This is a genomic window from Anaerospora sp., from assembly GCF_032013335.1.
Taxonomy (GTDB): Bacteria; Bacillota; Negativicutes; order Sporomusales; family DSM-15969; genus Anaerospora.
The window spans coordinates 133,230-151,447 of the sequence record NZ_DALZUO010000003.1 but is presented as its reverse complement, the minus strand read 5'-3'; the positions used below and the strand labels follow the sequence as shown (position 1 = coordinate 151,447).

At 47.2% G+C, this 18,218-nt stretch carries 16 protein-coding genes and 3 riboswitches; of the genes, 2 read left to right on the top strand and 14 right to left on the bottom strand.

All coding sequences use genetic code 11. The features are described from left to right. Complete coding sequence (locus tag RTR76_RS04310) at positions 1 to 837, top strand: TIGR03915 family putative DNA repair protein (RefSeq protein WP_312517060.1); 837 nt, start codon at positions 1 to 3, stop codon at positions 835 to 837. A 169-nt stretch (positions 838 to 1,006) separates the two neighbouring features. On the opposite strand, the gene RTR76_RS04305 is transcribed toward RTR76_RS04310, so the two are convergent. The 11 genes from RTR76_RS04305 to RTR76_RS04255 form a co-directional block, all read right to left on the bottom strand. Continuing rightward, positions 1,007 to 1,192 carry a YjfB family protein gene (locus RTR76_RS04305; protein WP_312517058.1) on the bottom strand — a complete coding sequence of 62 codons (186 nt, stop codon included), beginning with the start codon at positions 1,190 to 1,192 and terminating at the stop codon, positions 1,007 to 1,009. A 91-nt stretch (positions 1,193 to 1,283) separates the two neighbouring features. Continuing rightward, positions 1,284 to 2,594 carry a SpoVR family protein gene (locus RTR76_RS04300; protein ID WP_312517056.1) on the bottom strand — a complete coding sequence of 437 codons (1,311 nt, stop codon included), beginning with the start codon at positions 2,592 to 2,594 and terminating at the stop codon, positions 1,284 to 1,286. Next, the gene (gene yhbH / locus RTR76_RS04295) at positions 2,594 to 3,775 is read right to left on the bottom strand and encodes a sporulation protein YhbH (RefSeq protein ID WP_312517054.1); all 1,182 of its coding nucleotides are present in this window, start codon (positions 3,773 to 3,775) and stop codon (positions 2,594 to 2,596) included. The genes RTR76_RS04300 and yhbH overlap by 1 nt, the downstream gene beginning before the upstream one ends. A 6-nt stretch (positions 3,776 to 3,781) precedes the next feature. Further along, the gene (locus RTR76_RS04290; RefSeq protein ID WP_312517052.1) at positions 3,782 to 5,710 is read right to left on the bottom strand and encodes a PrkA family serine protein kinase; all 1,929 of its coding nucleotides are present in this window, start codon (positions 5,708 to 5,710) and stop codon (positions 3,782 to 3,784) included. Positions 5,711 to 5,862: 152 nt separating this feature from the next. Beyond that, complete coding sequence (locus RTR76_RS04285) at positions 5,863 to 6,210, bottom strand: double zinc ribbon domain-containing protein (protein WP_312517050.1); 348 nt, start codon at positions 6,208 to 6,210, stop codon at positions 5,863 to 5,865. 18 nt (positions 6,211 to 6,228) lie between these two features. Continuing rightward, a complete protein-coding gene (locus tag RTR76_RS04280; protein WP_312517048.1) occupies positions 6,229 to 6,471 on the bottom strand; it encodes a zinc ribbon domain-containing protein in 243 nt (80 codons plus the stop codon). Between the two features lie 327 nt (positions 6,472 to 6,798). Beyond that, positions 6,799 to 8,166: a hypothetical protein gene (locus RTR76_RS04275; protein ID WP_312517046.1), complete on the bottom strand. Its 1,368-nt coding sequence runs from the start codon at positions 8,164 to 8,166 to the stop codon at positions 6,799 to 6,801. A 147-nt stretch (positions 8,167 to 8,313) separates the two neighbouring features. Continuing rightward, positions 8,314 to 10,947 carry a TonB-dependent receptor gene (locus RTR76_RS04270; protein WP_396144202.1) on the bottom strand — a complete coding sequence of 878 codons (2,634 nt, stop codon included), beginning with the start codon at positions 10,945 to 10,947 and terminating at the stop codon, positions 8,314 to 8,316. A 108-nt stretch (positions 10,948 to 11,055) separates the two neighbouring features. Further along, positions 11,056 to 11,234, bottom strand: a riboswitch (cobalamin riboswitch). A 294-nt stretch (positions 11,235 to 11,528) separates the two neighbouring features. Then, positions 11,529 to 11,709, bottom strand: a riboswitch (cobalamin riboswitch). 3 nt (positions 11,710 to 11,712) lie between these two features. Next, positions 11,713 to 12,543, bottom strand: a complete 831-nt coding sequence (locus RTR76_RS04265; protein ID WP_312517044.1) for a hypothetical protein — start codon at positions 12,541 to 12,543, stop codon at positions 11,713 to 11,715. Positions 12,544 to 12,553: 10 nt separating this feature from the next. Next, on the bottom strand, positions 12,554 to 13,600 hold the full coding sequence (locus RTR76_RS04260) for a secretin N-terminal domain-containing protein (protein ID WP_312517042.1): 1,047 nt from the start codon (positions 13,598 to 13,600) through the stop codon (positions 12,554 to 12,556). A 247-nt stretch (positions 13,601 to 13,847) separates the two neighbouring features. Further along, positions 13,848 to 14,032, bottom strand: a riboswitch (cobalamin riboswitch). Positions 14,033 to 14,559: 527 nt separating this feature from the next. Next, positions 14,560 to 14,763, bottom strand: a complete 204-nt coding sequence (locus RTR76_RS04255) for a helix-turn-helix transcriptional regulator (RefSeq protein ID WP_312517040.1) — start codon at positions 14,761 to 14,763, stop codon at positions 14,560 to 14,562. A 146-nt stretch (positions 14,764 to 14,909) separates the two neighbouring features. On the opposite strand from RTR76_RS04255, the gene RTR76_RS04250 reads away from it, so the two are divergent. Continuing rightward, positions 14,910 to 15,554: a S24 family peptidase gene (locus tag RTR76_RS04250; protein WP_312517038.1), complete on the top strand. Its 645-nt coding sequence runs from the start codon at positions 14,910 to 14,912 to the stop codon at positions 15,552 to 15,554. 65 nt (positions 15,555 to 15,619) lie between these two features. Here RTR76_RS04250 and RTR76_RS04245 read toward each other — a convergent pair whose 3' ends face one another. The 3 genes from RTR76_RS04245 to sdaAB all read right to left on the bottom strand — a co-directional run bounded on the left by RTR76_RS04245 (position 15,620) and on the right by sdaAB (position 18,152). Next, a complete protein-coding gene (locus RTR76_RS04245; protein WP_312517036.1) occupies positions 15,620 to 16,384 on the bottom strand; it encodes a TSUP family transporter in 765 nt (254 codons plus the stop codon). A 205-nt stretch (positions 16,385 to 16,589) separates the two neighbouring features. Continuing rightward, a complete protein-coding gene (gene sdaAA, locus RTR76_RS04240) occupies positions 16,590 to 17,471 on the bottom strand; it encodes an L-serine ammonia-lyase, iron-sulfur-dependent, subunit alpha (RefSeq protein WP_312517034.1) in 882 nt (293 codons plus the stop codon). Between the two features lie 18 nt (positions 17,472 to 17,489). Continuing rightward, positions 17,490 to 18,152, bottom strand: a complete 663-nt coding sequence (gene sdaAB, locus RTR76_RS04235; RefSeq protein WP_312517032.1) for an L-serine ammonia-lyase, iron-sulfur-dependent subunit beta — start codon at positions 18,150 to 18,152, stop codon at positions 17,490 to 17,492. Between the last annotated feature and the right edge of the window lie 66 nt (positions 18,153 to 18,218).

The window sequence follows — 18,218 nt, the reverse complement described above, 5'->3', positions numbered from 1 at the left end:
ATGTACACCGATTCGGATCTGATTTATTACTATGACGGCAGCTTTGATGGTTTATTATGCTGCGTATTTGAAAGCTACGACAAAAAAGAAATTCCCTTGGATATCCGTCTTGCCGCTACATCCCATTCCCAGCTTTTTTCCGGCAAAACAATTCAGACTGATTTACAAAAGGCCAGCCGGGTTTTGGCATCGATCCCCCAAAAACTGGGGTCAGCGGCGCTAAACTTTATCAGGCGGGCATTCTTAACTTGTCTCGATCAAAAAGAGCTGCACATCCTGCTATTTCTCCGGCTGGGGTATAGTCAGGGTCCGACAGTCATGGATATGCTGACAGATGACAGAGTGAATAAACTCTCTAAAGCTGTGAAACATTTGGAAAAAGAGAGTCATTTATTGACTGGTTTTCTGCGATTTTCTATTTTCAACAATGTTCTTGTAGGAACGATAGCCCCTAAAAACTTTGTACTGCCCCTTATGGTGCAGCACTTTTGCGAGCGGTATCCGGAAGAACGCTTTTTAATCCACGATAAAACACACGGCATGGGACTGATTTATCAGCCTTATCAGTCTGCTGTTATTCCCATCGACACTCTCGAAATGCCTGAAGCAGACGAAACTGAGCATGCTTACCGTGAGCTGTGGCAGCTGTTTTACGATACCATTGCCATCGAAGGACGTTATAACCCCAAATGCCGCAGGAGCCACATGCCGATGCGCTATTGGAAATACATGACGGAGTTTGACCGCCCCCCGAAAAAGTTCAAAACCCAAACACCTGAGTTGCACCAACAGTTGTTAATTGAGCAACCAAAACAAAAAGGACTTACCTCCTGGTAAGTCCTTGAGAGACTGTCGACAAAAGTAATCCAGCAAAAGAGATCGCCACGCTACGCTCGCGATGACACCCGGCTTTACTGTCATTGCGAGGAGTAAAACGACGCGGCAATCTCTGCCATGTACGTTTGTCTATATGTTAAAGGACTTACCTCGCGGTAAGTCCTTTTTTCTATATGGCAATATCCACGTTTTTTCCTAGGTGTGGTTCAAGCGATTGTCCTGTTGACTGAATGAGCTGCTGGACGGCCTGACCATTCTGTTCCGTTAGATCCATGGCTCTTTTCATGTTTAAAACACTAACCTCTTGCTGCACCCGAACATTAGCTGATACGGTTGATAATGCGGCGATATCCATAATCCTACCAACTCCTCTATTATTACCATTGCGGAAACTGGTATTATTATCCTTATTATAACTCTTTCGCCAATATTCGACAAGAGATTATTTACCAGATGGCTGTGTCCTGGAGCGATATCGTTTTATCAGCAGCACAGACCAGCACCTTCTCCTGCTCTGCCAGCCGGGTACGCAATTCTACTTTCGCTCCCCATAATTCGGCAACATATTTCAGTGTCTCTTTGGCATAGTTCAATTCCAGCTCCCGCCCGTCATACACATGCTCCAGTACCAAAGTCCCCTGCTCAACACTTAGCGGGCGAATGATAGGGATGGAGCCTACCCCAATAGAGGTAACCAGCGTATCCCGCACTTTTTTCCAGCCTTCTTCGTCTGCTACTTCGTCAACTATGATATCTTCACCGTCAACTGCATAGCTGAATAAGTGCAATTCTTCGCACAGCTCCTGATTCAGATAGCGGCGTAAAAAGGACTGATCCCGCTCTTCGGCGCGGACAGATTTAATCTTATGTGCACCGTCAGGCTGCTTTGCCAGGTATTCAAACATCTTAAAGCCGACGAAATAGGGATTGATGCGCCCCTCGTGAGGCCGTATGACCAGATTGTGTCGCTGCAGAAATTCCAGATGCAAGCCCTGAGGCAGCTCTAATTGGTTAAGTAATTGATAGTGCCAGTAGCTTGCCCAGCCTTCATTCATAATCTTTGTTTCCATTTGGGGAATGAAGTACAGCGTTTCCTGCCGGACAATATTAATTAAATCTCTCTCCCATTCTGCCAGCTGGCTGCGTTCAGATAAAAAAGCGAGCAGATCTTCCTGCAGGCGTTCCGGGACAGGAACTTCCGCTTCCTCAGCTAATTGCTTCTTATCCGGCAGCTTGCCTTCACCATGGCGGCATACCTGAAACCGAAGCGCATGGGCAGCATCTAAAATGCGCTCAACTCTTTCGGCGCCGATACTGGGATCATTGTTATACTGGCGCACCCGGTTGGCATGGGTTTTGAAGGTTTCCACCGTCTGCTCAGGCCTGGTGTCCCGTTTAAAGAGACGGTTATTTTTAAAGAAATCATTGTGTCCGTATACATGGGCGATTGTGAGGATTTGCAGTAACAGAGTATTATCCCGCATCAAATAAGCAATGCACGGATCAGAATTGATGACCATTTCATAAGGCAGTCCTGCTAGATTATACTGATAAAAGCTCTTCTGTCTTTCGTAGGATTTTCCATAACTCCAGTGCGGATAGTGAGTAGGCATCCCCACATATGCTCCATAGCAGAGCATATCTTCGTAGCTGACAATTTCAAAGTATTGCTCAAAGCAGTCTAAACCGGCCTTTTTCACTAGCTCTTCAATCCGGTCATTCCAATATTCCAGTTCCCTCATCGCATATTCCCGCACTACTGGTCACCCCCGGCAGCCGACTCGTTATCCAGGATTTGCTTGAAGGCCGGCCAAACATCTTCTTTTTTACCCATTGTAACCATAACAAAGTTAGCGGCCTTTACGCGTTGTTCATATTCGCGGCGAATGGTACTGCCATACCCGTAATTGCCCATAATCTCCCCATAGCCAAATAGGTTGCAAATTTGGCATAGCTGAGCAGCAAGCGCTACGGCCTTATCATTGTCGTTGCTCCAATTGTCACCGTCCGAGCAATGAAAGGTATAAATATTCCAAACCTCAGGATTGTAACGTTCTTCAATAACAGTCAGGGCTTTGGCATAACCGCTGGAGATATACGTCCCACCGGCTTCGCCGCGATGAAAAAACTCATCTTCCGTAACTTCTTTTGCTTCTGTGGTATGGGCGATGAAAACCACTTCCACCTGTTCGTATTTCCACATGACAAACTGATAGAGCAGAAAATAAAAACTGCGAGCCAGATACTTTTTGGTTTGGTCCATTGAGCCCGATGTATCCATGATGCAGATAACGACTGCATTCGAGTGGCGCCGCGTATCTTCTTTGACCCGCCAGTACCGCAGATCCTCTTCCCGGAAAGGAATGCGCTCTACAGCAGCCTCCGGATCCTCGCCGGCCCGCTCGCGGCAAGCCATTTTTTCGCGCTTGATCTTTTCCATGAGAGAGCGCTTTTTATTCAGTCTGGGAGGGATGCCTTTACGCTGGACACCGGAGCGTTTAAACTTTCGTTCCGCTTCGATTTGAGCAAACTTCTTGCGCTCCATATCAGGCAGCTTCAAATCTTCAAATAGATATCCGATCAGCTCGTCGATCGTTATTTCTGTTTCATAAATATCTTCGCCGGGCTCATCACCGGCCTGCCCTACTGCGCCTTCCTGCTGGTCTCCTTTCACCTTGCCCACTACCTGTCCCTTATGTTCCTGCCCGGTCCCCGATGCCGCTCCGCCATTATTTTTGCCATAGACAAACTGATATTCTTTTAAGCCCCTGATAGGAATTTTAATCTTTTTATTCTTGCTCTGGCCGATAATGCTTTCTTCGGCAATGATATCGCCCATATTCTTTTTAATGGCCTCTTCCACCAGCTGCCGGTGTCGTTTACGATCCCAGGCCGAGCGGTCCGACTGCCCCATACCGCCATCCTTGAAAATAGCCATTTGCCTCTAGTCCTTCCACAGGTTATTCGCGGCATATTTCAAAATAACATTGCAGCAGTGGTCGCAATAGCCGTTGCGCTTCATTTCATCAACCATAGCATTGTACTTGGTAGCCTGTTCTTTATCCCGCACGCGCGCCTTGGTAATGACCCGTGACAGCTCTTTCACCGATGAAGTCAGCTTCTTTTCAATTGCTTCCTTCAAGGGTTCATAGCTGCTGTATTCGATTGTGCCGCCATTGCGCAGCAGCGAAAACATGTAGGCGGTAACATCCTGCCGGAAACCGCGGGCAGCAGTGCCGGTAATGCCGATCTGCTCTTCAATGGACTGGAGGAATTTAATGTCTGGTTCCAGTTCCTCGCCGGTACTCTTATCCTTGATCTTAGTTGCATTCACATAAGCTTCAGAATGATCGAGATAATTGTTAAACAGACTCTCAGCCTGTTCCTTATACCCATGAATGAAGGCACGGGTAATCTCTTTTTCCACGACCTTATGGTATTCTTTCTTAATGGCATCCTGCAGGAAATTGAGGTACCGTTTCTTTTCATCATCAGGAATAGCCAGTTCCTTAGTCGCTTTTACCAGCGTATCGGCAATGGCAATCGGATTAATGCAGTTATTCTCCGATTCGGACAAGGCCGTATCAATTGCTTTCATAATAAAACGGGTCGAGATGCCTGTCATCCCCTCGCGAGGTGTTTCCTCCCGCAGCTCAAAGACATCTACCTTCTTGGTAGAGCCTTGTTCCACAATTTCTTCGCCGTTATAGATCTTCAGCTTGGTGAGCGCATCTACTTTCGTTGAAGCGCTTAACCGGGTAAGGATGGCAAACATAGAAGCCATTTCAATGGTATGAGGAGCTATATGAGCATCGAAAGAGCTATTGCGAAGGACCTTTTGATAAATCTTGACCTCCTCATCCAGCTCCAGGCAATAGGGAACTTCCACTTTTACGATGCGATCCAAAATAGCCTCATTCGTATGATCAGACTTGAATTTATTCCACTCTGCCTCATTGGAATGAGCCAGAATAATGCCGTCAAAGTAAATCATCGAGCCCTTTCCCGGTGAAGGAATCGACTTTTCCTGGGTAGCTGTTATCATGGTATGCAAATACTCAACATCATTTTTGAAGACTTCAATAAACTCCACTATCCCGCGATTACCTACATTAAAAGCGCCATTTAAAGACAGCACCCGGGGGTCATCTTCGGAGTAAAGATCCATTTTAGAAATATCCACGGACCCGACCAGTACCGAGGTGTCCTGATTATTAGGATCAACCGGCGGCACTACGCCAATCCCTTTGCGGGAGCGTATAGAGAATTCGGTAGTCGTCACCGGATACCGCTCAAATTCACCGTTGTATTCATTTTTGAGCCGGTAACGGCAGACAGGGCATAGATCCCCTTCGATCCGGATTCCCAGCAGCTTTTCAAACTCAGGACGCATATGCTTAGGGATTAAATGCAGCGGTTCCTCCCGCATAGGGCAATCCTGAATGGAGTAAATGGGCGGACTCATTTCCAAGGCCCGTTTCAAAGCTTCCATTAAGGAAGACTTACCTGCCCCTACCGGGCCGACCAGGTAGATGACCTGCCGCGCTTCTTCCCCCTTCATGGCTGCCGAGTGAAAGTAGCGCATGATTTTCATGATGGTTTTATCAATGCCATAGAAATCCTGCTTGAAAAAGTTATACCGTTTAATAGTATCGTTGCCGTAAATGCGCTTCAGGCGGGCCTGCTCCTCTGTTTTGATTACTTCCACCCCGGCCCTGGTCAATAACTCATACATCCGTTGATGGGACAGCATGGCAAGTTTGGGATTATCCTTCACGATCTCCAGATAGTCCAGCAATGTCCCTGAAAAATGAGGCTGCTTGCGCTCTTGCCGGTCCTGTTTTATTAACTTCTCAAAGTCAATATTAGCCATAATCATCCTCCCTTTTCTAGTGGGTAAAGGCACAGTACCAGACTGTATGAAAATATATGCCTCGCAGCTTCAAACAATAACCTCCCTCGCAAGCAGCAAAAAGGCTGTACAATCCATAATATCGATGGATTGTACAGCCTTTTTGCTGCTCATTACTGGTTATATCGAAAAACAAAAAATGCCGAGAGACAAAAGACGGTCAAACAGGCACCGGCTATCAGCCACTTGCGCTGCCTGTCCTGGTTATAATAGGCCTTCTGCGCTCTTTTCCCGCATTGGTAGCAGAAATTATCTTTGCTAAATACACCTGTACCACAAGAATTGCAATAAACCTGCTTCTGCATAGTCAGCTTAGGCTGCTTTTTTACCGGAGCGCTCTCCTGCTCCTCTGAAACAGTTGCCGCCGCCTGCTTTGCAATCAGATAGGCAACATCCTTGCCGCAAAAAGCACAAAAGCTGCCATCAGCATTGAGTTGCTGCCCACACTTAGGACAATACATACTACCCCTCCTGCCTTTTTACTTTGCATTTACCAGAATCATCGTTCCTGTAAATACCGCGATCATGACCACAAATACGCCCACACCTACCATAATTTTGGCTTTTGGTGATGCAAGCACGCCTGTGGCCGGATCAGTTGTCTCATCGGCAGTAACTTCAGGGGCATTTGCACCGGATGATTCGGGCAGCTCTTTCCCGCAGTTCTGGCAGAACTTTGCATCCAGGGGGATTTTCACACCGCAAAAAATACAATAGCGCATAACCTTACAGTACCTCCTTGTACTTACAAAGCTATTTCCCGTTCATAGTACCTCGTCAGATCTAATCCAGTGAATACTGACGGTCTGTTTTGTGCAACCCTTCGTTGTCGTCAGTCAGCATACGTCCGGTATGCCTCCCTCCTCCGCCTTGTTTTGCAGAAAATAGCCTCGCCATTCTTCTACCGTTTTAGACCTGACAAGGCACTAGGTAAAATTCACCAATTCTATGAATCTACTTTATTCGCCAAATTCTGCAATTTCCCTTTTCTGCCTGCAGCACAAAAAAAGGCCTGGACGAGGTTGCGTCCAGGCCTTTTGAGAGTAAGCTTATTTATCGAAGCTCAGGATTCTTTGGCCGTTTACAATTTTCAGGCCAGTTTTGGCTTGTTCAGCAGCTTTGCGCGCTTGCTGTGCCAGGATGGAGTGAGCTGCGAAGGATTTAGCCACGCCGGAATTGCTCCTGGCAGCGAAAGCTGTAGTTTGATCCGGAGCAAGAATAATTGCCGAGTTCAGGTTGCCGCCGCTGTAGCCCAATTGGGTAGGAGTGAAGGTTTTAGCAGCTGTATCGGAGGTGCTGGTAGGCAAGCCGGGGTAGATGTCGATCTGGTTGCCTTTGACAAACCAGAAGCGGTTGCTGTCAGCATAGATGCCCCAGAGATAGCCGGCTGAGTTTACGTCACTAACCTTGGTCCAAAGCGAAGGCGAAGCAAGATTAGCCACGGTGGTGCGGTATACGCCGCCGACCATATTGGCAAATGATGCATCATAATTGCCGAGGAATACATAGGCATTATTGGCATCAACGATAGTAATATCGCGGAAATCGCCAGTCATGGAAGAGGTCTTGGTAACAGTAGTTTTAGTGAAGCTGGTCAAATCTATGATATCCATACGGGTGTCGGCATTGGCACTGCCGGCATTCTGCGTGCCGCCCAGGCCGCAGACGTAGAGTTTGTTGTTGTAATGGTCAAGGGTGAAGGCGTTTTTGCCGACGGTTATATAATTAACATAGTTCAAAGCACCGCTAATGCTGTTAATACTGAATTTCACGACAACGCTGTCAGAGTACACCGAATAGCTGCCGCTCGGATTGACAGTAAACAGTGCATACAAATTATTGCCGACAACAGTTAAGCCTTCACCGTGAACTGAGGCACCGGCTGGTACGACTGATGTGGGAATGCTCGTCCAGGCTGTCGGGAACTGATAGCTGGTTGTTTGGGCATAACTGCTGTTCATATTAACTACCGCGATTTTGGCTAAATCATAGCCGGTAGCATATAAGTAATTACCCTTGGTGGCTACCGCATGCAGGTTGCGTACAGCATCCCAGGTCGGCGTTGCCAGAGACGTCCATGTGGAAGCAACCGGGTCAAGGATTTTATTTGCTATCAGGTTTGCAGGATTGGCTACATTATACTGACGCAATACCAGGCGGCTTTCAGTGCCCTGGAAGAAGTTGAACAGCGCCGGATCACTGTTTAAACCTGTGACTTTAGTGCTGGACGTAAAGGTAGTAGGTGCAGCGGTTCGGTCGCCGTTGATGACACCGGCCAGGCCTTGCGAATAACCGGCATCAACAACCGTGTAACCGAATAAATTATCCGTAGCAGCCAGCGCTGCCGAGCTGCCAAGCACACTCAAAGTCAAGGCTGCTACAACAACCCTTTTGAGAAAACCGAATTTCATTTTCATGATTCATTCCCTCTCTCTTTTAAAATTTTGCTTGCCTGAAAAATTCTGGGATACCAGTATGATTTCTGCCATCACGCCCTTCCTGCCAGACTGTTCTTGCCTGCCTGAAGTATGGGGCATCACCTCCTTTGCTGCTGCCGACTGCCTCTAATACTTATACTGCATGGTCACATAATAAGTACGCCCCTGAGTCGGATGATCGGTATTTAACGGATAGGTAATTGATGACGGCCAATCGGGGGGAAGGGGATTTCCATCGTTGTCTAAGCCTGTTTTCACCAGCCGCAGTTCCGGGCCTTTGTTAAACAGATCGTTTACGCCCACCGCCACTTGCAGATCGTTAGTAAATTTGTGTTTTACGCCTAACCCGACTGTAGTCAGGGGTTTCTGCTTCCACTCAAAGCTTTCACTTACAAACATTTTATCCATATACTTGAGTTCGGTAAAAACAGACGTCTTTTGATCAGGACGGTAGGTCAGGCGCATAGAGCCTTCCCATTCGGGGAGATATGTCGCTGGCATATCATAATAGGTCTCCCCCGTCCCTGTCGGATTATTGTATTTTCGTTGCGCATTAAGATGCGTATACGTTGTGGCCAGGTTCATATCCCACTTGTCCCAACTAAGCTTGGTCTGCAGCTCAGCCCCGTTTACCCGCCCTCTGGCAGCATTGCTGTAAGACCAATAATCATAACCGAAACGGTACAGTTGCAGCAGGTTTTCTGATTTCCGCCCGAAATAGGTCAATTGGATATTGCCATCAGCTCCTAGGATACGATCATCCCAGATGGCGCTCACATCCCACTGTGTACCTTCTTCCGGCAATGGGAAAGCAGAGATTAATCCAGCCTTGAAATCCTTATCATATATCGGCCTGGGCATAATACCGGCGCCGTCACCGGCAATTTCATAGAGGTTAAGCAGACGATAATAGGACCCAACTGTAGAGCGTAAGGTAAGTTTATCGCTGACTTTTTTCTTCAAAGCCGCTTGCCAGGTAACTTTGCTGTCTTGCTGCTCATCTTCCTGATTGAACCATATATGGTTGTTATGCTCAGTTATCAGCCGCGTACTGCGGCCTAACACTGTTGAAGAATTATAACGCACGCTTGGCGTAAACCAAAGGTCCTCCGCTTTATTTAAGGTAATGGTATCCTGCAATTGAATATTGAATAATGTCTGTTCAAAATAGTTGCGAAAACGCCGGCGCCAGTCAATTTCACCATCTACGAAATTGGTTATACCCGAGCCGTCAATGTCCATTTTTTCCTTAGACAAGTTAGCCATGAATTCTAATAGATGGCCGTTGCCGGCCTCATAGCTGCCGTCAATGGCGCCGCCGACTCTGCGGGAATCGTAACTGCTCCAAATACGGAGCGGATGCTTGAAATAGTAGTCATTCTCATGTTTTACAGGATCATATCTCTCGTTGCGGTAATCCTTATTCTGATCCAGATAGTTCACCGACCAGCCCCATTCCATTTTACCAACCGTATCCCGGCGGCCTACTAACAGTTCCTTGGCAGTAAGTTCCTGCCGCCGCGGGCCTAAAGAACTAGAATCATCCAGATCTACATAGGTATTGCTGTTTCCGTACCCCCCATTCCCTGCCCACAACCCCTCGGGCAGATGCCTGTCGATTTTTTTCCAGGTAGCTTTTGCTACCCAATGATCATCCTGCCACTTAATAATGGCATCGGTATTTTTATAATCATTATTGCGACGGTAACGATCCTCATCTGTTACTCCAGGATTTCCCGTCATTTTTTCGTCCCACCACTTTTTTTGAAATTCAGGATCATAGCCAAACCACTCAGGTGAAGACAACACAAATTCCATATCTTCAGCACTATATCCAGCAGCTATCCCCGCACTCTTTAACCCGCTATAAAATGCGCTTCCCGGTGTTGTTGCTTGCTGAACCTCTTCTAACGATGTGAAAGAGTCCCAAGTGAAAGGTATACCTAAATTAATATTTAACGAACTCACTTGAAGGTTATAGTATTGAAGTTTGGTGACCGGAAGTTTCTCATACTCTTGCATTATGTCATTATACCGAGAAGGCACTTGAAAGTTCTTATACCGGAAATCGCCATCGCTCTGATCTCGGTTGATACCAACCATCAAGCTACCTTTCCCCAGCGGTGAATCGACCTGCAAACTGCCGGTGTAGCCGCCCCAGGAGCTTTGTCCCACTGATGCAGATACATTGGACTGAGTTGGCCGTTTCGTGACGATGTTAATGACACCACCGATATATGTACCACCGAAGCGGGCTGGGATATAGCCGCGATATACTTCAATTCGCTCTACGTTTTTCACCGGAATCGTTGAAATATCGGCAGCTGCGTCACCACCCAGGTTAAACAACACTCCGTCGACAAATACGCCAACCTGAGCTGCCGTACTACCCCGGACGCTGACGGTGGTATACTGTCCCTTGCCGTTCACTTCACGGACATGCACACCAGGCACATCTTTCAATAGCTCAGGCAGCGTCTTCTGCTCACCTTTATAATCATCAGGTCGGATAATCGTCACCGTACCCGGTGACAGCTTGGACTCCCAGTCCGGGCGCTTGGCCTCTACCGTGATGGACTCCAGCGAGTATTCCTGCTCCGCTTTGCCGTCTGCATTCACAGTTTCCTTCGTTTCCTGTGAATGCTCGCCGCCAGCTTCTGCAGCATATACGCTGCTGCCAAAATCAGGTGTCCAGGTCAGTGCCAAGGCACAGGCAATACTTATTACCAGGGCTTTTCTCTTCAATCTGTGTTGCTTCACTTCAAAATCTCTCCTCTTTCGTCTTAACCAACTTACTTAACTACAGCCTCTGTTTCCCTCCTCATCCCTTCAAATATTCGAATCCTCTGCCTGTCACTCGCAGGTCAAACGAAGATTGTCCGTACAGGCAGTTGTCCTGGCTCTGATTCATTGCTTACTCCAAACCTTCCCAGGCTTTAAGCCCAGTGGCATAATATGAAGCTGCTCCTCATTACAGTGGCGAGACCGCACCGGTCTTTCACCGGCTTCCCTTTTAAGCCTCTAGTACCTCGTCAGATCTAATCCAGTGAATCCTAATGGTCTGTTTTCCGCCATCATCCTACCGTTTTAGACCTGACAAGGTACTATGGGCGCCTGTACCGTAGCTGTTTCCGCGCTATGTCAAATTGAATTGGTTAAATAAAAAATGGATTTCTCAGCTAGTCAAACCTCCCGCTAGAAGGAAGCCTGACTATCTGAGAAATCCATTTTCCTTAGTCAGTCTCAATAATGACATTGAGACAGTCTATAAAACAGAGTGCCCACATAATCCCCTCCCCATCGCTCGCAGGTTACGTACTGTACTAGAGTTAGTACCGTACTACGGTGATTGTTGTATAGGCAGTTCTCCTGGCTCTGATTCATTGCTGCTCCAAACCTTCCCAGGACGAATCCCAGTGGCATATCTTGGAGCTGCTCCTCATTACAGTGGCGGGACCGCACCGGCCTTTCACCGGACTTCCCTATTAAGCCCATATGGGCACCTATACCAGCAATATGCAGTTGTTATTCTATGGCATTAACCTGATAAGGATTATTAAGATAATTACAGGTTGTAACGTGTCTTCCCCTGAAGCACTGGATCATTTCACCGGGGTTAGCCAGCCAGTTAAATTCCCGGTAATTCCAGCCCCAGGGTGCCGCAACTTTGACTGCGTTGTAGCTGTCGAAGTAGCCCCAGCGGGCAAATATCCGTCCCTGACCGATGTCCTGTCGCTGTTCCCATAGCTGTTCTAACGGGATTAAGCGGTATCCGGTGTGCACCTTCAATTGATTACCTGCTCCTAGCGCATAAATGCTGCTTGTCTGTAAAAGTGTTCTATTTTTCACACAGGCATTTATCTCATGGGTTTCTCCTTTTACCTGTAGGAGAGGATGTCCGTTTTCCACCCGAAGTTTATTTCCATCCCAGTTTTGCCACCGGTGATTACTGTATGTCACCAGCATATCCAACTGATCAGCGCCATCGCCGTTTTTTTTGATGGCTGCCAGTATGCCGGTCATGTCATGCTCGTGACCGCCGCCGCCGGCATATCTCGGATAGTACTGGTAATAGCCGATGAGATAATGGGTTTCACATTCCACTACCGAATAATACATCGCTTTTTCCAAGGGATAAAAACGCAAGTTGTACCAGTTGTTGTTCAGCCGCCAGTCCAGGTCAAAATTAACGGTGGTAAACACATTCTGTGGTGCAGCCATCCCATCACTTTGGTCTGCCAGGTAGAGGACGGGAGCCCACTGTGCAGCAAGCTGCTCTGCAGGCGCTGCAGCAACTGCTGGTACCTTCAAAAACATTACAAATAAGACGGTAATCAGGCAAGCCCATTTCTTCATCCTCTCCTCCTCAAAGCTCAGTGTCCATTATTTTCGGAGTCAGCATAATAACCAGCTCAGTTTCTGTCGTTTGTTTGGTTGTTGAGCGGAAGAATCCCCTAACGATAGGGAGATCGCCCAGTAATGGGACTTTAAAGGTATCGCTGGTTTCCTGCCGCTGGATAAGTCCGCCTAGCACGATGGTTGAGCCGCTTTTAACCCTGAGTGTTGCATTAGCCTGACGGGTACGGATATTCGGATTGTTATTTTTCGTAGTATCTGTCTTATTGCTAACTTCCGGCTGTATAAGAGTAGTAATAAAACCATCCTTATTTACCGTGGGAGTCACTTCCAGCTTGATGCCGACCTCTACATAGATAACAGAAATAATCGGCGTACTCCCGGAGGTAGGCTGTGAGGTCTCCACTGCCAGTTTATCTCCGATGAGAATTTTTGCCGTTACTCCGTCCAGGGTGGCAATTCGCGGACTTGCCAGCAATCTTCCCTTTTTGTGTTCAATTAAGCGATTAATGATTCCCTGGATATTGGCGCCATATTTACCGTGTCCGATACGAAATGCCGAATTATCATACAGCGGGGCTGAAGGCAAATACGTTACGGAATCCCAGTCAATTCCCAGTTTCGTTAAATCATCCCGGTTAATTTCGATAATCTGTACTTCAAACATTACTTGCTTCGGCGGTGTATCAATTTTAGTAAGCAAGTATTTGACCTGATCATATACGTCCGGGCTGCCCATAATGACCAGAACATTTCTTACCGGATCAGCTTTGATATTCTCCTCCGGCACTAGCGCACTCAAGAGGGGCCTGGCTTGATCTACCTTCAAATAGTTAAGCTGCACCACTAACGGATACAGTCCTGACATTTCTGCTTCATTATCAGGTGAAGTCTCTACTACTGGAGCCGTTACAGCCGGTCGTACTTGCTCGGTAACGCCAGCAGGGGGCTCAGCACTTGCCGGAGCAGCCTGTGCAAAACAAGGCTGCAAGACCAACGGCAAAAGCAACAAAAGATAAAAAACGCCATGTTTGCGGCAATAAGCCACTGTATTCACCGACTTTCACTAAATATCGTTTTGATTGCATACGTAAAGCCGGAACCGTAAATTAACAAATAAAAAATGGATCTCTCCTATCATCAACCTCCAACCCAAAATGTAGGTGTTGACTATAGGAGAAACCCATTTTAAAAGCTCTCTTCAGCAAAAAAGCACACTGTAGTAAGCCTATGGTATAGACTACTCCGATAATCCCCTCCCCATCTCTCGCAGGTTACGTACTGTACTAGAGTTAGTACCGTACTACGGTGATTGTTCTACAGGCAGTTCTCCTGACTCTGAGTCATTGCTTCTCCAAACCTTCCCAAGACGCTTGTCCCAGTGGCATATCATGGAGTTGCTCCTCATTACAGTGGCGGGACCGCGCCGGCCTTTAACCGGACTTCCCTATTAAGCCCTTGTGTCTTGACCAAGTTAAATCTTAGCTTAGCCAGCGTATCTTTTTTCGCACTGCTGCGTTGTCGTCGCCTTACATATTCCCGATATGCGCGGACTCCTCCGCCTTGCATTGCAAAAAAATCTACACTGTCTAATTCTAATTCACAACTTTGTCAAGACACTAGCGGGCACCTGTACCATTTATTAAGTTTTCATTTGTTTTGTCTATATGTAAAATAATGCCTGCTTTTATTTGTTTTGTCAATATTTTTTATTTTCTTTTTTATTTATGTAATCTTAATTTTCGTTATTTTTACTATATTCTACATTCCATTAATAAAAAGCGATCTGCTAATAGCAGACCGTTTTTTTGCTGATTATTTAATCTCATCCTGCTGCTTATGCTCAAGTGCTGCCTGTCTGGATTCACAGCCAACCCGGCATTAACGAGGAATTTCATAGTAATTGCCCGGTGCATGGCCAATGGATATGCCAGCCATTGCTAACAATATAAGAATTTTTAGACAACTCATACTAAAAATAAGTTTAAATTGATCGCAAAGCCCCTTCTGTTAGCATTACAACTTAAGGTTGTTAAAAATATCAGGAAACAGCACTTCCATCGGCACACCCGAATCATCCTCGATTCTTTTCATAATCATCGGCGATGGATTCTTAACCCCTCGCTCCCAGTAACTCCAGGCCTGCTGAGATACACCATATTGCCTTCCCATTTCCTCCTGTGACCGTTCTCCGCGAAACCGGATCAGCCTTGTCCTCATTTCCTCACCCCTTCAACAACTCTAAGTTGTCCATCTTTATACTAGTACAACTTCGTGTTGTTTGTCAATTGTTTCCACGAAATTTAGTTGTTCTTCTTCCTTTTCACAACAACTAGTTGTAATATAGATACAAGTAGGTGATAGAAATGGTAGCAGATATCATTAGAACAGAACGGATAAAAAAAGGACTCACTCAGGAAGAGTTAAGCAAAATCATCGGCGTTACCCAGCAGGCTGTTGCCAAATGGGAGTCAGGCAAGGCAATGCCTGATACGTCGCTTATTCCCACGCTTGCCAGGCTGTTCAACATACCGATCAGCCGCTTGTTTGGAGTAGAAGAGGCCCCACCTGCCAGTAACACTCCTGCCAATGCCGATGACAGACCGACTTTTTACAGTGTCCCCGTCCTTGGCCGCATCCCGGCAGGCTGCCCGGCCCTTGCCATGGAAAGCTTTACCGGCTATGAGGACATCCCCCGGTCATGGCTGAACAGCCATCCTGAGGAATTCTTTATTCTTGAAATTTTTGGCGACAGCATGGAAGGCGCAAGAATTTTTGACGGTGATAAAGCCCTGATCCATAAGCAAGGCTATTGTGACAGCGGTCAGATTTGTGCCGTAGGCATTATTGATGATACCGATGACTATGCTACTTTGAAATATGTGTATCATCTCGATGATCAGTATGTTGAGCTTGTGCCTGATAATCCCAGGCATAAAAGACGCAAAATTTCTAAAGAAAAGGTACGCATTTACGGTGTGCTCAAAATGACTTACCGACAGCACTTCTAAATTTCAAAAAAGATGTCTTGCTCATTGTCCGAGCAAGGCATCTTTTTCTATTCGCACAAGAAGTATTAATGAAAAATATCCCACACTTGTTTACTGATCAGCAAGGTAGTAACAGCAATAAACAGAGGTCTCACATAAGCCGCCCCTTGCCTAATGGCAACCCGTGATCCTACCAGCGCTCCTACAAACATGCCTGCTCCCATTAACAAGCCGTAGTGATAGTTGATGGAATTCATAAACCCAAACATCAGCAAAGCTGCAATATTACTTGCAAAGTTAAGTACCTTAGAATTTCCGGCAGACTGTACAAAATCAAAACCAATAAACAAAAAGGCAAAAATGAGAAATGAGCCTGTACCGGGACCAAAGAAGCCATCATAAAAACCCAGCGTAAAGGCGCTGATACCACTAAGTACCGCAACCCGTTTGTTCATTCCCTGATAGGTTGACTCGTGGCCCCATTCTTTTTTAAAGAGAGTATAAACAGCGACAACCACCAGCAGGATAGCAACAAGCGGCTTTAAGAAATCCGGGGGCAGCAAGCGAACTACGTACGCCCCCAGAGCGGCACCTGCAAAGGATACAGGAAATAAATACTTCACAAGCTGCAAATCCACTTTGCCTGACCGGATAAAAGAAGCCATGCTCGTTACGCTGCACAGCGTACTTGCCAGCTTATTAGTCCCCAGCGCGAACGTTGGCGGCAGCCCGGTAAATAAGAGTGCCGGCAGGGAAATCAAGCCTCCTCCGCCTACCACCGAATCAATAAAAGCAGCAATAAAACCAGTGCCTACTAAGAAGGCAGCCATTTCAAGAGTAACATGTTCCATTCGTGTGTTCCTTTCTGAGACGGGCGTGATCACTCGTGTATTTTTGTGTATTACAGGAACTTCGCCGGATCGCCAGCTAACACCTGCCAAACTGATATTGATTAACTAAGCATTTACTCCACTGTCCCAACTACAACGGGGAATCCACTGACACAAAATTTAAAGGGCAATCATTCCTAGCGTTCTATGAATGATTGCCCTTTTTTTATTCTTTGCCGTGCAGCCTTTTCTCAATTTGCAGCGCAGTCGGCGTTTTTGCCAAGCCCGCCTCAGAGGTTTCCCTGAGGGATTTCGGTATAAGCAAACCAATTTGATGCATAGCATCAATTACTTCATCAGCAGGGATGACACTGGTTATGTCGGACAGCGCCATATCGGCCGCCAGTAATGCCTGTACCGCACCAAAGGCATTGCGCTTGACACAGGGTACTTCTACCAGACCTGCAACCGGGTCACAGACAACCCCCAGGGTACTTTTGAGCGCAAGTGCCAGTGCATGGCTTACCTGCATAGGCGTACCGCCAGCCATTTCAACCACCGCTCCTGCAGCCATTGCTGCTGCAGAGCCGCATTCGGCCTGGCAGCCGCCTTTTGCTCCCGATATTGATGCATTTTCAGCAATGATAATTCCAATACCGGCAGAAGTAAACAAAGCTGCCACCAGTTGTTCATCACTGCAGTTCAGGCTCTCTGCCACAGCCAGAATAACACCGGGAACAATTCCACAAGACCCGGCTGTCGGACAGGCAACAATGCGCCCCATGGCGGCATTCACTTCATTCACTGCCAGTGCATAAGCTGCCGCCCGGTTCATCGCGCCGCTGCCCAGCGTACAGCCTTTTTCCATCCGGTTCAGCAACCGGTTGGCATCGCCGCCCACCAGCCCGCTTGCCGATTTTTCCGTGCCGGTCAGGCCCGAAGCTACGGCTTCGCGCATAACCTGTAGATTGTCCAGCATGGTACGGTGAATTTCCTCTGCCGGACGCTGACTTCGTTCTATCTCATATTGTTCAACGATTGCAGAAATAGGCACCTGCTTTTCCCCAGCCAATGCTACTAAGTCGCGAATACGTGTAAAACGGATCATAGTAGTCCTCCCTGTCGTCTAAATAGGCGGAACGATGAGCGCCACTTTTACCGCCCCGATCCCCTTGACTAACCGGAGCGCCTCCTCTGATATAATCTGATCTGCTTCTATAATCATCAAAGCCTGGGCCCCTCTTTCCTGACGGGAAACCCGCATAAAGGCGATATTCACACCTTCCTGAGACAAGGCATGAGTTACAAGCGAAATAATACCCGGTTTATCCTGATGAATGGTAAGGAGCGTATTGTATTCACCTGTCAGTTCCACAGGATAGCCATCAATCTCCGTGATGATGATATTGCCGCCACCGACGGAAGCGCCTACTACCCTAACCTTCCGACCGGAAGCACCAGTAACGTACAATACAGCCGTGTTAGGATGAGCATCGCCTAAATCAACAATGGCAAAGTCCACTTTCAGTCCATGTTCAGGTGCAATATCAATGGCCTGCCTGATCCGTTCATCTTCCGTTGAAAATCCCATTAACCCAGCTACCAGTGCTTTGTCTGTACCATGACCACGGTACGTCTGGGCAAAGGACCCATGCAATTCAATAATGGCTTCAATCGGTGTTTCTCCCAGGATGATCCGGGCCATTTTCCCCAACCGCGCTGCTCCTGCTGTATGAGAACTGGATGGGCCGATCATTACCGGTCCGACGATATCAAATACTCCTCGCATAGCGAGCCGCCTCCCCGAGTACCTTATCAGCTCTAGTCCAGTGAATACTGACGGTCTATTTACCAC

Bases quoted from the DNA above. Each gene is read 5' to 3' on its own strand.
- RTR76_RS04310 (WP_312517060.1), top strand. From the start codon at position 1: ATGTACACCGATTCGGATCTGATTTATTACTATGACGGCAGCTTTGAT.
- RTR76_RS04305 (WP_312517058.1), bottom strand. From the start codon at position 1,192: ATGGATATCGCCGCATTATCAACCGTATCAGCTAATGTTCGGGTGCAG.
- yhbH (WP_312517054.1), bottom strand. From the start codon at position 3,775: ATGGCTATTTTCAAGGATGGCGGTATGGGGCAGTCGGACCGCTCGGCC.
- RTR76_RS04290 (WP_312517052.1), bottom strand. From the start codon at position 5,710: ATGGCTAATATTGACTTTGAGAAGTTAATAAAACAGGACCGGCAAGAG.
- RTR76_RS04285 (WP_312517050.1), bottom strand. From the start codon at position 6,210: ATGTATTGTCCTAAGTGTGGGCAGCAACTCAATGCTGATGGCAGCTTT.
- RTR76_RS04280 (WP_312517048.1), bottom strand. From the start codon at position 6,471: ATGCGCTATTGTATTTTTTGCGGTGTGAAAATCCCCCTGGATGCAAAG.
- RTR76_RS04275 (WP_312517046.1), bottom strand. From the start codon at position 8,166: ATGAAAATGAAATTCGGTTTTCTCAAAAGGGTTGTTGTAGCAGCCTTG.
- RTR76_RS04265 (WP_312517044.1), bottom strand. From the start codon at position 12,543: ATGAAGAAATGGGCTTGCCTGATTACCGTCTTATTTGTAATGTTTTTG.
- RTR76_RS04255 (WP_312517040.1), bottom strand. From the start codon at position 14,763: ATGAGGACAAGGCTGATCCGGTTTCGCGGAGAACGGTCACAGGAGGAA.
- RTR76_RS04250 (WP_312517038.1), top strand. From the start codon at position 14,910: ATGGTAGCAGATATCATTAGAACAGAACGGATAAAAAAAGGACTCACT.
- RTR76_RS04245 (WP_312517036.1), bottom strand. From the start codon at position 16,384: ATGGAACATGTTACTCTTGAAATGGCTGCCTTCTTAGTAGGCACTGGT.
- sdaAA (WP_312517034.1), bottom strand. From the start codon at position 17,471: ATGATCCGTTTTACACGTATTCGCGACTTAGTAGCATTGGCTGGGGAA.
- sdaAB (WP_312517032.1), bottom strand. From the start codon at position 18,152: ATGCGAGGAGTATTTGATATCGTCGGACCGGTAATGATCGGCCCATCC.